General features: G+C 36.2%; 15 protein-coding genes. 4 read left to right on the forward strand and 11 right to left on the reverse strand.

Annotated features, from left to right (window positions below):
* The 3 genes from ACYVEA_RS33625 to ACYVEA_RS33635 form a co-directional block, all read right to left on the reverse strand.
* On the reverse strand, positions 1-217 hold a 217-nt coding region (locus ACYVEA_RS33625), incomplete at its 3' end, for a DUF5712 family protein (RefSeq protein WP_461117763.1).
* Positions 218-230: 13 nt separating this feature from the next.
* Positions 231-719: a BfmA/BtgA family mobilization protein gene (locus ACYVEA_RS33630; protein ID WP_461117764.1), complete on the reverse strand. Its 489-nt coding sequence runs from the start codon at positions 717-719 to the stop codon at positions 231-233.
* A 303-nt stretch (positions 720-1,022) separates the two neighbouring features.
* Entirely contained in the window at positions 1,023-1,526 is a 504-nt protein-coding gene (locus ACYVEA_RS33635) for a hypothetical protein (RefSeq protein ID WP_461117765.1), read from the reverse strand.
* A 676-nt stretch (positions 1,527-2,202) separates the two neighbouring features.
* Between ACYVEA_RS33635 and ACYVEA_RS33640 the strand changes: the two genes are divergently transcribed.
* Entirely contained in the window at positions 2,203-3,288 is a 1,086-nt protein-coding gene (locus tag ACYVEA_RS33640) for a replication initiation protein (protein ID WP_461117766.1), read from the forward strand.
* Positions 3,289-3,333: 45 nt separating this feature from the next.
* Here the strand turns inward: ACYVEA_RS33640 and ACYVEA_RS33645 are convergent, their stop codons facing one another.
* The 5 genes from ACYVEA_RS33645 to ACYVEA_RS33665 all read right to left on the reverse strand — a co-directional run bounded on the left by ACYVEA_RS33645 (position 3,334) and on the right by ACYVEA_RS33665 (position 7,547).
* Entirely contained in the window at positions 3,334-4,023 is a 690-nt protein-coding gene (locus ACYVEA_RS33645) for a hypothetical protein (protein ID WP_461117767.1), read from the reverse strand.
* A 5-nt stretch (positions 4,024-4,028) separates the two neighbouring features.
* Positions 4,029-5,720, reverse strand: a complete 1,692-nt coding sequence (locus tag ACYVEA_RS33650; RefSeq protein WP_461117768.1) for a hypothetical protein — start codon at positions 5,718-5,720, stop codon at positions 4,029-4,031.
* A gap of 120 nt (positions 5,721-5,840) precedes the next feature.
* On the reverse strand, positions 5,841-6,161 hold the full coding sequence (locus tag ACYVEA_RS33655; protein ID WP_461117769.1) for a hypothetical protein: 321 nt from the start codon (positions 6,159-6,161) through the stop codon (positions 5,841-5,843).
* Positions 6,162-6,166: 5 nt separating this feature from the next.
* Entirely contained in the window at positions 6,167-6,817 is a 651-nt protein-coding gene (locus tag ACYVEA_RS33660) for an AAA family ATPase (protein WP_461117770.1), read from the reverse strand.
* 85 nt (positions 6,818-6,902) lie between these two features.
* A complete protein-coding gene (locus ACYVEA_RS33665; protein ID WP_461117771.1) occupies positions 6,903-7,547 on the reverse strand; it encodes a recombinase family protein in 645 nt (214 codons plus the stop codon).
* Positions 7,548-7,828: 281 nt separating this feature from the next.
* Between ACYVEA_RS33665 and ACYVEA_RS33670 the strand changes: the two genes are divergently transcribed.
* Entirely contained in the window at positions 7,829-9,037 is a 1,209-nt protein-coding gene (locus ACYVEA_RS33670; protein ID WP_461117772.1) for an AAA family ATPase, read from the forward strand.
* 4 nt (positions 9,038-9,041) lie between these two features.
* The gene (locus ACYVEA_RS33675; protein WP_461117773.1) at positions 9,042-9,518 is read left to right on the forward strand and encodes a hypothetical protein; all 477 of its coding nucleotides are present in this window, start codon (positions 9,042-9,044) and stop codon (positions 9,516-9,518) included.
* A gap of 386 nt (positions 9,519-9,904) precedes the next feature.
* Here ACYVEA_RS33675 and ACYVEA_RS33680 read toward each other — a convergent pair whose 3' ends face one another.
* Positions 9,905-11,860 (reverse strand): NACHT domain-containing protein, encoded by a 1,956-nt coding sequence (locus ACYVEA_RS33680; protein WP_461117774.1) that lies wholly within the window; start codon positions 11,858-11,860, stop codon positions 9,905-9,907.
* A gap of 229 nt (positions 11,861-12,089) precedes the next feature.
* On the opposite strand from ACYVEA_RS33680, the gene ACYVEA_RS33685 reads away from it, so the two are divergent.
* Positions 12,090-12,398 (forward strand): hypothetical protein, encoded by a 309-nt coding sequence (locus tag ACYVEA_RS33685; RefSeq protein WP_461117775.1) that lies wholly within the window; start codon positions 12,090-12,092, stop codon positions 12,396-12,398.
* A 517-nt stretch (positions 12,399-12,915) separates the two neighbouring features.
* Here ACYVEA_RS33685 and ACYVEA_RS33690 read toward each other — a convergent pair.
* Positions 12,916-13,773, reverse strand: coding sequence for an RICIN domain-containing protein (locus ACYVEA_RS33690; protein WP_461117776.1), 858 nt, complete (start codon positions 13,771-13,773; stop codon positions 12,916-12,918).
* A gap of 148 nt (positions 13,774-13,921) precedes the next feature.
* The coding region (locus ACYVEA_RS33695) for a DUF5712 family protein (protein WP_461117777.1) at positions 13,922-14,727 on the reverse strand (806 nt) is incomplete at its 5' end.

Consider the following 14,727-nt stretch of genomic DNA (forward strand, 5'->3'; position numbering starts at 1 on the left):
GGTTTAACTCGCGCTGGCTGGGGCTTAAAATCACCTGATAGTATTTCTCCTCCTGCTGACCTAAATTCTTCTTGTTGGCATCAATGCTGGCCACCACGTCAGGCATAGGAAGCTGTGTCTGATCATGACTAAACCACTGCCCTTGGGTTTCTTTCTCTAGGTATTCCGCTAAACCTCGACAGCTGCCCCCGCTGCCGCCTGAAATCTTGGCTACCATGTGGGAAAGGGAATTAAGATTGACCCGGTTTAACTGGGCCTGGCTTGGTATTCTTTACGTCTTCGTAAACCTTTTTAAAGGGCTCGGTCAGTAGCTCAGGCCGTATGGCTCCGCCGATCGTACGAATGTGGGACAAGCGAATGTTCTTCAGTAGGTCACCATCTAAGGCCTCCGCAATGGCTTTCATGTACGTGTTGACGGTCGCCATTTGCTCCTGACCACTATTGTTCAGGATCTGCATGTTGTCATGCATGGGTTTAAGGATCTGCTTTTCCTGTTGGCGTATAAAGGAGATTAACCGCTTATCCAGAGCTTTAATGGCATCGGTCGGATTATCACTTTTGGGGTCTCTGGGGTCAGCTTTGGTTGCCTGAAAGTAACGAATCATCGTTTCGAGCAGGGCTTTGTTGGTCAATCCATAGCTATCAGCCATCCGTTCAAAGTCGGCAAACAAGGCGGGTGAAACCGACACTTGCTTATCTCTTTCTTTCTCCTTCTCCATAAAATACAGATAATTATACAGAATTTATATTTTGATTATCAGATAGTTATACTCACTATACAGATATATATCTGTAAAACACAAATATAATCAGTTATTCTATGAAGTAAAATTATCCTATAAAATACTGTATAATAGACTATTATGTTTTTAAAAATCCCGTAGGGCGGGCGGAAGAACAGTATGCAGCGTAGCAAAATACTGTTCCCGCTCGCTCTTTGTAAGACCGTATCACGCCGCACTCCGTAGGAGGGCATACGCCACGCTTCCGCGCTTTTGATGGGTTGTTTTACTTGACTGCTCTTATAGGCTAAAACCTATTTTGCTATGCGAAGCGTCTGAGTTTTCCCACTTAATCATTTCATCAAGAAACTTTTCCACCTGCAAACGTATAAAGTCCTCTGTGATCGAGTGTGGGGGCACTCGATCAATGACCTCAGCGGGTTTTTGTGTTACCCACTCCTCGATGAACGGGTACGTAACAACTACAGCAATTTCTCCATTAGCTGTTTGACCAAAGAGTAAACTGGCACCCTGTTTCACAAAATGTCTGTAGCTCTGATTTATATTATCATTCTTAGTAATGCCCGACTTCTGCGCTCCGAACTGAATGTTTATGTTCTCCAAGTTCGTAATCTGGCTAACAGTCTGGACAAGCCAGCCAATTTTCACCTCATTTTGAATTGAAGTGAGAACTTCAATCAACCGGGGTTTTGTAGTATCTTGCCACTCCTGCCTGTATGAATCGGTCTGCTTGTAAAGTAGAATAAGCTGCTGGGCTTTCGATTTAATAGTATCAAGCTCCATTCCCGTTGTTTTATTTAAGGTTGGTTATTTTACATGGTGGCCACTAATCCGGGCGGCTTCACCTAGTTATATTCGGCCCTGCATCAGGGCAATGTTTCGGTATATGGTAGGTCGATACTCAGCTTCCTGCAAATCCTCCTCTGTCTGCTCCTGGAATAAATACATATGGAAAAGGGATTAAATAGGTGCCGTTGCTAACAGGCTTTGTTCATATGTATTGCTACCTGTCTCTATGCGACTAAGATACTATCAGAATACTGCTTAGTAAAAAAATTGTTGCTAACTAAAAATATAGTTGCGGGCCCGGTGCCTATTTTTAGCAAACGCGCGCTCCTTTTTGTTTTTTGTTTTTTCGCTCCTCTCTACTTCAATTTTTTTAGTCTTTTCAACCTTATCCACATTTTTTTAGCAACGCGCGTTGCACAACTATTATAGTAGGAAATTTCACTATTATAGTTAATATATATACGGAGTGAAAGCTAATAAACCGACAAATACCCCCAGTCAGATGCCTGAATAAACCGACAAATACCCCCAGTCAGAAAGCTAATAAACCGACAAATACCCCGCCTTTTTCAGACATATATTTTATAAGTCTGTTTTTTTAATTTTATCTTCGTTCTATTGCCTGCAAGAAGGAACAAAAACGGATGGCTTCGGCATCCCGGTTATGAAGATGGAAGACAAGCGTAGTACTCAATTAGTGTTACCCCTCGGCCTAACGTATGAGCCGAAACACAAAGACATTATCAAACAGCACTGGAATGTGACGTTCGCCCGTCAAGGCCGTATGAGCGTGGCTGCCAAACGGATTATGGCCCGCGTGATCGACCAAATCCGAGACGACGATTTTAAACTACGCCCTTACTATCAGTTTCGTATTGCGGACATCATTACTGATTCCGGAATAACCAAAGAAACTGCTTATAAAGAGGTGCAGGGAGCGCTACGTGAGTTACTGGCTGCTATTTGGGAATTTGAAAGTATAGATAAGTCAGAGTGGTTCGCTCGGCACCTACTCGACTCGACAAAGGAACGGGCGGTAGGGTATAAAGATGGAGTTATTACGGTGCTGCTCAATCCCCAGCTAGAGCCATACTTTATTCAGATCGCTCATTACTCGACCTATCAGCTTAATAATTACATGGGTTTGAAAAGCTGGTACTCGATGCGATTTTTTGAAATCCTTTCAGCTTTCCGAGATACGGGCATGTGGTGTCCTACTATTGAGCAGTACAGACAGCTTATGGACTGCGCTCAGGAGAAAGACAAGCGAGGCAAGGTCAAGCGAGATAAAAATGGGAACGCTAGAATGAAGTACCCTGATACACGAGACTTGATTAACCGTACCATTACTGAGCCGTTGGAAGAGTTAGCCAGTACAAACCTGGCGTTTAGCTATGAGCCGGTTTATGAAACTGACCGCATGACGCGGGGCCGCAAGAAGATAACAGGCTTCAAGTTTACACTAAAACGTAAGCAGGATGGAAAAATACCGGAGTTCTGGCTACAACATACTGTTGTATCTCAAGTAGTAGCGAATCTCCGAGCATGGAAAGTAGCAGACAAAAATATTGCTCTATACTTAGAAGATATTGGCACTAAAACTGCTAATAAATTGATATACGATTGGCAATTAAAGGAAAACTCAGATAACAAGATAGAGAACCGGGTAAAATACTGTAATTCTGTATTCGTCAAAATGGGTAAAGCCGCTCAAGAACAGCTAAAACAAGAAGTTCAAATTGCGCTCAACCCTTAATAATTATGTAATTATTTATATCAACTTTAATGAAAATTATCTAATTTATACAAAAATAGAAATTAAGTCACTTTTAAATTTAACTATAGTTTGAAATGTCTTGATCATGCATTCTCCAAACGTGTAGTTTATATTTTTTTCAAAACTTAAATTAGCAATTGTGAATGCAGTACTTAATTTATTTATTGAACTCTGTTCCTTATCAATATTCCTTAAACTCTTATCTTGAATAACTTTAACAATAAATCTTAAACAATCAACTTTACTAAGATTTTGTTTATTATTTAAAGGAATATATATAGCACTCTTAGAACTAACTAAATTATCATATATCACTAAAGCTGGCAGAACTGGATGAAATTTATTATCGAATATTTTACTGATAATTTCCATGCAAGGATTAGAGTCGTTTCTGATAGTCAATAAAGAAGATAATTCTTGACTAGTTACTATTGACGCAGATGGCATACGACAATTAACAACATACAAAATCAGCAATTTATCACCACTCTCTGCGGCCAAAGCTCCACTCTCAATATAATCAAATATCTCTTTATCAACAACAGAATTAAAGGCCAAGAAGCAAAACAATCCATTATGTAATCTTTGTAAGTTTTCTATTGCTTCAGTATTTATAACGCTCTCCCAGTTTTCCACAAGTCCTGTGGCATTACGAACACCATCGCTTAATTGACGTGCAGAGATTAACAATTTCGTAAAAGGTATTATGTTCATCATATTTATGATTCTAATCTTGCAATAAAACTTGCGATATGTGAATCTTCTTTATAGGAAAGATTTGATAAAATTATTGAAAAACTTTGCCATAGTAATAAATTATTAAAATCTAAAATGATGGCTTTAATAATTATAGACAAAGCATCATTATGCATTTTATTTTCATCTAAGAATATTGCAATATCATGCATAACAGATGAATTATATGGATATAAAACTTCGTATTTAGCATAATTGTTCATACGTTCATCTAAACTTCTCCATTCCAGCTGGCTACTAAATATAAGAGTTTTGATCTCGTCATTCACTAAGGAGATATGTGTATTCTGTATACTTGATAATTCTTCTGAGTCTAACTCTTTATAATTATACATATCTAGATTCTTATACCTCTCATATATTTCATCAGAAAATACACCATGCTTATTAAACTCTGACTCAAAAGATTCTTTATCAAATGATTGACTTCTCATACAGCTGTATGAGATTCCAGCTAAATAACTAATAGGTAATGCAACTCTATAGTCAACATGACTAAATAAAATATCAACTTCCTTCATCAAGATATCTCTGTTATCTATATTAATTTCTTTTTCATTTAAAAAAGAAATTACTTGATTTGAAAGAAATATCCTTTCTTTTCTCAATTCGCTTAAGCTCTGAATATTACAATTATCTGGATATAATGTAAAAACATTAAGTAGCCAATGCGAGTATAATGGGGTTAATAATAATCGAATATCATTTAAATTGAATGTAAAACAATCACATGACAATTCTTCAAAAAACTGAATGTAATAACTTAAAATGATATTTTCTGACAAGAAAGGGAACAGCGATTCTAGACGCCTTATAAGCTTCACATAGCCACTTATTTTCGCATGAGACAAATATAGTTCAGTTTCATCATTACTATTGATAGAATCATGAAACTTATGATTACAATAATCAATTAAAGCTCTAAACGCATCAATAACAGTATGTTTATTTTTTTCTTCGTAAAGATTATCTACATTAAATAACGTGTCATAGAAGTCGTTAACACTAATTTTATATATAGGAATATTATTTGCTCGATTTTTATCTAATAAAATATAAAGTCTTGTATAACTTAAAAATAAATTTATTAACATATCATTTTTCAATATATATCCATTATAATATTCATTAAACAAATGGTGCAAGAATTCCTTGATTGATGTAGAATTAGAAAAAACATTATATAATCTAAACATTGAATAGTTTAAGGCTTTTTGATATTCTTTTTTTCCATCTTGAACCCTTAAATATAAGATTCTTATATTCATTAAATTATACCAGTATAACATGTATTCATGCTGAATAGCAGCAATTGAATGTTCACCATTTTTGCATTCCATTTTAAAACCCTTAAATTGGTTCTGTATATCTAAAAGATTATTACATTCTTTATCTTCTATAGTTTCCTCCAAAAATCTTGTATTCAAAATATCATTTTTATTATCAATAATTGTATATTCAAAATTTTCTTCTACTAATTTGCATAATATTGAAAACACTTTATCAGATTTAACAAAGTCTCCAAAATCAAAAAACTTTTCATCTGTTTTGTCAAATAGTAAATTATATATATTTCCTATGTAGCCTGTTTGATTTAGATAATTGGTTAATAAAATAGCTATATTGGGAGCTTTAGGAATTTTAATCTCAATCATATCTGCCAATGTTTTGAGTACATATATGATATTCTTTCTGATATGCTGGTGCGCAAACTAACACAGGTTCTTAATTGAACCTTGTTTTACACCTAATTCTAGGTGTAAAACAAGGTTCAATTAAGAACCTGTGTTGTATTTCTTTTTTTCTCTTTGTATCTTCTCCTCAATAGCTTCAATGATCCAATCTTGAAGGGAAATACCCAGCTTAGGACTTGTCGGCTTACGTGGCCGTTTGGTTCGTAATTGATCAACCTCTGTAAGCTGGCTGGACATGATTTTGATATTGAAGTTCTTGATTTGATCCTGCGGCTCAGACTGGCTAACAGTTGTACTACCCCGATTTATAATTTCCTCTATTTTCTTTTCCTGTCCCCTAGTTGTCTGTTGCTCACCAGATTTAGCGGATGTTACTTTCTTAGGTGGTGGTGATACTGCCATAGGATTTATTTTTTAATGCCTGTAACATGACTAAACAATGCTTCTACTTCGGTAACTGCTTTTTCATCAATTGGCACCATTTCAAAAACAGATAACCCTTTACTAGCTGCGGTAGCAAAAGCCTTGCGGTTAATAACCGCATAATCCACAAAATTCAGTCCTTCGTTTTCCCGTAAAACCTCAGTTGCTTCATTGTTATCGGCTCCACGTGTATCAGCTTTGTTTAAGAAAGAATAAACCTGTAGTGGCGTGGATCGGCTTCCTTGAATCTCACTTAACAGGGTTTGTACTTTGGAGAGCGTCCAAATCTCGTAACTACGGGGAGCAAATGGAATTAAGTATATATCCGAGACAAAAAGTGCAGCTCGTTGGCTGGCTGTGTCACGTCCTCCAGTATCAATAACAATGTGATCGTACTTAGGTCGTAACTGCTCTATTTGTCTGCGAACGGTCGGCCCATTAAGCTGCACAAGGGTATAACCTAACTGGCCTTTTCTAGTCTCCTCTCGCCAAGCAGTAAAATCACTTGCGCTTTCCTGCTCATCAGCATCTACTAATAAAACGTCAGCTCCTCGCTGAGATAGCCACACTGCGAGGTTTGTTGATATTGTTGTTTTACCCGTGCCTCCTTTTATGCCCCCAATAGTGAAAATCATACAGTTATCTATAATATAAAGGTGCTTTTTTTAGTTACAAACAACACCTATTCTTAGGTGTAAATTTACACCTATATCCCAATAATCATTCTAAACGCTTTAAGACTGCATAAACATTCGGGATATGCCATTTGCTACCCACTCTGTAGGTGGGAATCTGTTGACGGTTCAATTCATCCCGAATAGCCCTAACAGTGGTAAAACCAGCGGCTTGTAAGTGTTCGATAGTTGGGCGTAAACGTGCAGCAAACTCTACCGCTGCGGTTGCATTCTCTTGGCTTAATACCTCTTTTCCATGCTTACCAAGTTGCACACCACGCCGTTTTGCTGCGGCTAATGCATCCTTAGTCCGAATGCTGATCTGCTCCCGCTCATGCTCGGCAAAGGCTGCTAATAAATGAACCATCAACCGGTTGGCGTGAGGGTTATCAACTGCTTTAAAATCAACTCGGCTTTCCATTAGATTGGAAATAAAGGCAACGTTACGGCTCAGCCTATCCAGCTTAGCGATAACTAACGTAGCCCGTTCTTTGCGACATTGAGCAAGAGCGGCCAATAATTCGGGGCGTTGGCTTTTCTTCCCACTCTCAGTTTCCGTAAAAGTGGCCACAACCTCATAACCCTCGCGCTCGGCAAAATTGCTGACTGCTTCGGCTTGGGCTTCTAATCCCAAACCACTTTTGCCTTGGCGATCTGTAGACACCCGATAATAGGCAATCGCTTTTTTCATAGTAGATAAAGGCAAAATGGTTCTTTTGTTACTATACAAACGAGCGTTTATATAGTAACAAAAGAGCTCTTATCTATGCATAGACGCCTTGGGTGCTCTATAATAGGTAAATAATAAAATTTCGGACGAACTGTGACTTACGAGTAGTATCTTCGAACACCAAATCAACAACGTGTTAAAAACAAAAAACCAAAACTATAACGTGCTTAAAGCCATACAAACAAATGTATTTGGTAGATTTTAAGCGAGATTAAAATGGACTCACAAAATATAGATATCATATGATCAATAAGCTAAATATTGAAAATTTCCGTAGTATTTCTAACGTCAACTTAGATTTGGGGAAATTTACACTACTTACAGGGGCTAATAACAGTGGGAAATCAAGTTTTATATATGCATTACTCTCTTTAAAAAATATTTTATCAAACCCTAATCAGTCGATTGACAATTTCTTTACATTCCCGTTTATTAGTTTAGGAGGCTTTACGCAAACAGTTTTCAAAAAGAGAGACACATCTAACATATCGTTAGGAATAACTTACTCGGATGAATCCTATCCAAACTTAAATAATACGTTCACCGCATCAATTGGTAAACAAGAATCATTTTTTCAATTAATAGGAGATTTTTATCCTAAATTAAAATTAAATATAAGCTTTCCATTTGCAGGAAGCCAAGTTGTAAATGAAACAGTTAATTACGATGATGGAGGAGAACTTGCTATTAATTGGTATGGAATAAGCGGTAACGTGGTTGTTAACAAACCCTCTTCAAGTGCAAATGAGCATGTTGTTAACATCCAAAAACAATTAGTAAGTCATTTAAGCGCATTGTCATCTGTTGATGGAGTTTCAACCCGTCGAAACTTTACTAAACCTTTCTTCGGAGCAGTTCCACTACAGCCACAAGTATGGACTGAAGATGAAATTGCTACTCTACTCTCTACTGACCGTGACTTAGAAGGTAGAGTTGCCCATTATTTGGAAAAAATAGTAGACAGAACATTCAGTGTTAGAGTAACGCCAGGAACATCTAATTTTTATCTTCAAACACGAGATAGAGATACTGCTTTTGTATCTGATTTGGTTAACGAAGGTTTAGGCACAAACCAATTAGTATCTTTACTAGCAAAAGTTTTAAACAAAAATAGTCGTTTAATTTGTATTGATGAACCTGAAATACATTTACATCCAACTATAATAAATAAATTAGTAGATACACTTGTCAATATAGCAGACGTAGAAGAAAAACAATTTATTATTTCAACGCATAGCGAACATTTTATAAATGCGTTACTGAGAAATGTTGTTGAGAAAAAAATTTCTTCGGAAGATCTAAAATCATACTACTTAACGAAAGATCAGAAAGGGGTCACTCAAATTGAGATACAAGCGATTAATGATAAAGGGCAGATTCAAGGTGGACTAAAGAATTTTTATGAAGCAGAACTTGAAAACCTTAAAGATCTATTTAGCTTACCTGATTAATTAAATGGACTTTATAGTAAATGAATGGCTACCTGAGTACCTAAAGCCAACAGCATCCAGAGAAGATCATAATAAAGTACTCAAGTTTTTCGAAACACTTCTCAAGAAAGAGAATACGAGAATTATAGTTCGCCGCCCTAGTCCTTTTTTAAGCAAATTATTTAAAATAGAAAAGGATTTCCAAAATAATCCTTTGGCGTTACGACCAGTAAAAGCATTTATTAAATTAGTATTATTAAATTCAGATAAGTGTCTCTTCGTCGAAAATAATGAGATTGAAACTTTACCTGTAGTATTAACTGAATTACTAGCTCATGGTAACTATTCTAGTGATACTTACTTATTTGAAGCGGCATATACCTTACCAAATAATCGTATAATTGTAACTACAGATAGTCGATTGATCCAACAAGTATCAGGTAAAATTGATTGTCAATTAATCTTATTAGACGAATTTCTAACGACTTTTAATACCACTTAATATACGGGTAAAGTATAAAGGTGATACAATACTTTTACTTAGAATTATAAATACCTGTAATTAAGCTGTTTACAAGCACTGGTTGCTCTTCACGGCAGTCAAATTAATCAGGAAAGGGGTGAATTTGAACTGCGCTTCAAACGTAATATGTTAAGGGACTTAAACAAGATTCTGCACCAATTCCAATAGGCCTTATAGTTCCCTTTTCAAGCTTTGTACTTAGGTAATACATAGTATTATAGGTTGCCGAAGCTACAACAGCACCCTCAATAGAACCAACGCAACTATGGCTAGTATAGCACTGGCGATACCAGCTGTAATCTCGGTCTCATGCCTAAATACTGCTTCAATCATATTATAAGCAGACCCATTGATGGTGTATACAGCTACCAATTTGTCAGCTCATTCAACACATCTTTATCATTGCTAATATTTATCTTCTTTAACAGTTCTTTAGCATAATCATAATTAATAGAATAGGCAATAGATAACAGAGAAGTAGTTATATTAAACATATGTATATCATTCAAGGAATTGCCATCATCGTAATTTAAATGAAATATTTTATTTAAATGTAATGATATCTTTCCTTCTACAAAGTTTTCAAAAGATTTTTTTATCAAAAGTAAAGGATGTCTATGCGATATAAGTCTTAAAAATTCAAAATTTCGATTTTTTAATTCTACTATGCACACAGCTATAGCTTTAGATTCTCGAATCTGTTTTACAAAACATACAGATTCTTCTGATATTTTATATGCTTTGTCAAAGCTCTGAGAAATAAAAGGAGTATCTTTATAATCAGGGTGTTTTTTCTTGAAAGTTTTTTCAGAAAAAAATATTACACTAAAGTTGTGAGTAAAGCTTCTTTCTATTCTTTTCTTCATTAGTTTATGAGGAATGTTTTTTAATTCTTCACAAGAATTACTATATTCTTCGAAATCTTGTAAAAACCATAACAAAATGCTATTCTCAAAAGCATTAGTATCTAGCTCATAAAATAAATCTAACAAAACTAAGAACCGTGAATTATGAGAATCGTTATAAATTTTTTTCAATATTTTTATTTGATTTTCTTTGGAGTCAACCCAAATAAATTTTGCAGCAAAATAATCTTGCAAAGATTTATGTGCCCACTTTATATATGCTCCATCTTCTCTAAATAGCGGTACCGTTTCTAATAAATCTTTCAAGAAGTCGCTTGCTTTAAAATCTAAATCGGGCGTATATTTTTTCGCCTTATTAATCATATTGAGTATATAATCTTTATCGTACTCAACTTTATTTTCAATAGAGGTCAGGTAACCTATGTGTCTTAATACTCTATCAAAGTCATCGGAATGCAGCCTGCTATGTTTATCTCTTCTTAGGTAACCTTCCTTTGATAGATCGTGAGCTTCAAACAAAGCATCAAACACTTGTCTGTAAAACTGACTTCTTTTTAGAGGAATATCTTTTCTATAGTCAAAAGATTTATACAGCAATGACACCAAAAAAGGATTAGTAAGATAATCTTTTAAAGATTTTTCAGTATTATCATTTAGTTGTTTAATTAAATCGTTGGCGATAGGTTGAAAACTGTAGTAGTCATAACGTTTGATTAAACTAAAAGCTTCATCATCGTTTAGTGGTCTGACATGAAACTTCTGAAAATCACCAAATGATGCAATTGAATTCTCTGGTCTAGAAGACAATACGAAATAATTATCTGCTGCATTTTCTATAAATTTATGTAAATCGTTTATAACGAAATCCCTATCTGAGTTAGAAATTTCGTCAAATCCGTCAAATAGAAATATGAAGTTGCCTTGTTTGAGCAAGTCATATAGTACATCAGTTTGTATTAAATTTCCTGTTATTGACAGCTGATTCTGAAACTCAGTTATAAAATCATTGTCTTTATTAATTTGCCTCAAAGGGATTAATATCGGTACACCTTTCTTTTCTTCAATAGCTGTTCTAAATAATTTCATTAAAACAGTTGATTTCCCCATTCCAGCAGTATCTTCTATAATACACCTATAATAGTTTGAAAAAATTTCATCAGGAAATTTATTGACTTTTATATCAACTTGTTTATTTCTCTTGATGACTGTCGTCAAAGTTAGTGGCTCATATAGTTGTTCAAATAAGGTCTGTTTGTTTGGAAATGTGATAGTATCTATGTAAGAATATTTTAAATATCTTTTACATAAATAAGCACTAAAGTCTGTAATTAATGATTCAGATTTTGTATGTTTATCTGTATCATTTTTTAAAATTTTTTCAATTATAGGGAGTATTAAATCTTTTACTAATGGCAAAAATAGATTTGCCATTAGAACTTCTTCTCCTTGTTCCATATCGTATCTTATGATTGTTAAAGAAATATTCTTTGCTCTATTGTCTTTTTAAATACTGATGTCATTTCATGTAATTCATAAAATATTTTTTGCCCTACATTTTTCTCAATAACCTACTTCTTCGTACTTGTATGTCATACATAATGTATGATATATAAGCATATGGATGCTTAAGACGGTATGACAGAAAGTAATTTAAGCACTACACCTACCGAAAAGCTGGTTAAAAATGGGCCGACCAGCTCGCCAAACTACTGCACCAGTTTCTTGGTCAGTTCGAGGTATTGAAGCAGATACCCAACGTGTGATTGAGAAAGCTGCCGAGCGAGTTGGTAAGACCCCAGGACAGTACATTAACGAAGATGTTCGTGGATTTGCTCAGCGGGGTGTTTTTGCCGTTTCGTACAAAATCCGTCACTTGACTAATTTATTCGAATCAGCGGCTTTCAGAAGTCAAGATTCAAAAAGTCACACCTTTCTGAACTACAGGCAATTAGCGATTCAAATGCGCGAAATAATTCAAAAAACAGGCTCATAAAGTAGGTCCATTAACTATTCTGGTTTTCATTTTATAAACCCAACTTTCTAGATCCATTCAATTGATAATCAAACTATTATAAGTTTGGTGCCGCCCAAGTGACGGATTTTGTACGAAACGGCAAAGCGACCCAATTTTGATGCTCTTACCCCTTTAAACGACGTTAAGACCATCTAAGCCCGAAATGAAGCGGTTAGCAACTCGAATTCACACGTATTACGAGTATTATATTCTACTTGCCGAACTAGCCCCCGTACTGATCAGTTAAATCAGTATAACTAATTGATTAACAAAACTTTATAGACTTTACGTGGCGGATATACTCTGAATGTGTTAGTTAACCTTATACAGTGGTAATATAATATTTCAAAGGCTCTATGACTTAAGCAACCCCAAACTCTATCTCAAATTATTCACATCACATAATGCCCATTATACAATAAACTTGGGAAAGTACAACATCTGACTACTCCCTCATTAGGAGTTCTATGTTGTATTTTTTTTAGTTGTCACACTTCTACTTAGTTTCTTTTTTTACTGTGTATTTGCAAACTCTTACTGACCCTAGGTCTAAATATTGTGAACAGCCAAGTAACTGCTTGCCATTTGCTGTTAGGTGGTATACTTTAGATGATGTTTTAATTATTGAATTTGTAATACACTCCGTTTCGATAGTTACGTTATACGAATTCCCTTTGTCTGTATTATAGGCATACATCTGAATTGAATATGGGTCACTGTTGCCGTAGCAGTTACCACCAGCTACTGGGCGGATTTCGGTTTTATATTTTGGAGCTGTAGGCTGGGTTGGGGCTGTAGGTTGAGTTGGGGCTGTAGGTTGAGTTGGGGTCGTAGGCTGAGTTGGGATTGGTCTTCTAATAGGGTAACAAGGCACAACTTCTAACTTGTTAGGTAATTCTTCAACACTAAATACTGAACCTAAAAGATAACGGCCAGTAGCTTTATTTTTAATAGACCATCTGCCATTGCCACCTTTCTCTTCAAAAGTCCACAGTTGATTAATTGCTCCAGTCCATTTTTGGTGAACTATCTGGTTACTAACATCAGCAATGGCTGCATCACACTTACTCAATATTTTGAAGCAACAGTATTTACCTGTAGCATCTGTCTCGCCTGATGGTTCAATATGCCATCTCTGATATATATCACCCACCCAACTTGTTAATTCAACAGGTCTATTTAACTGATAATCTTTACCTTGAACTTGCAGTGCGTCTTTCTTATCAGGTAGTTTAACGATTTTGTAATCTCTATAAAAGTTAAAGTTTTGGCTGAAAACTTTGGAGGTGCTTACTACAATAATGAACAGTAGTAAAAGACACTTGCGCCAATTTCGTGCTTTAGACTTAGACATAATTTTGATGTTAACTTATTAATATACAATAGTTTAACTCATTGGCATGTTCTTTCTACTTAATTGTGGAAATAAATATCTAATCTGATTTTACTCTTAGTTTTAGGCAAGTGTACCAAAGACTTTCAAGTTGAGCAGCCTACCCCCGTTACAAACTAGGGCCATTTTGCCTTAGACGCTGCTGCTGGGGTGAGTCTAATTTTTCTAGCATTTGCTTGATCAGTTCCTCCCGATCGGACAGCTTTGGACTTACTGGCTCGATTGTCTGAGGCTGTAATGTGTTTTTCTCAGCTACAGCCTGGGTTTTCGACATGTCTACGTGTTGACCTAGTTTCTGAGCAAGCTCTCTCTCTTGTTGTTGGGCCGCCTGACGCATGGCTAACCGCTCGGCATTGCTGCCTTTATCCATTACGTTCGCGTAGAGAAACATTTCCGTTAGAGGGCGATCATAATTAAACTGACGATCGAACGTTTGCTCAGCGGCCTGTTTGAAGGCCGTACGATCGAATCCGCCCTTTACCGCGCCCTGGTTGGTGTTGCGGTGGTGTGTCGCTGGGCTTAGCTTTAACGGATTCTTCCGATCCAACTCGCCGGCCTGCTTGCGTTCCTGATATCGGGTTAAATTCTCCGTCCGGCTGACAATGATATGCACATGGGTTTGCGGCCCTTCTTTCGCTTGGCCTTTAACTACTTCGCCGGTTTGTACAGCTCGGTCCTGATAGGAGTGGCTACGGCCCTGTTCAATTTTGGCAAACCAAACTAAATCCTGACTTTTTATCCCCTTTCCAAAATTTTGGGCGTAGCCTTCCATCACGGATCGTGTGTAGGCTTCCAACTTCCCTTCGTCGCTACCAATATGGTTTAACTCGCGCTGGCTGGGGCTTAAAATCACCTGATAGTATTTCTCCTCCTGCTGACCTAAATTCTTCTTGTTGGCATCAATGCTGGCCACCA

The sequence above is a fragment of the Spirosoma jeollabukense genome, assembly GCF_054777855.1.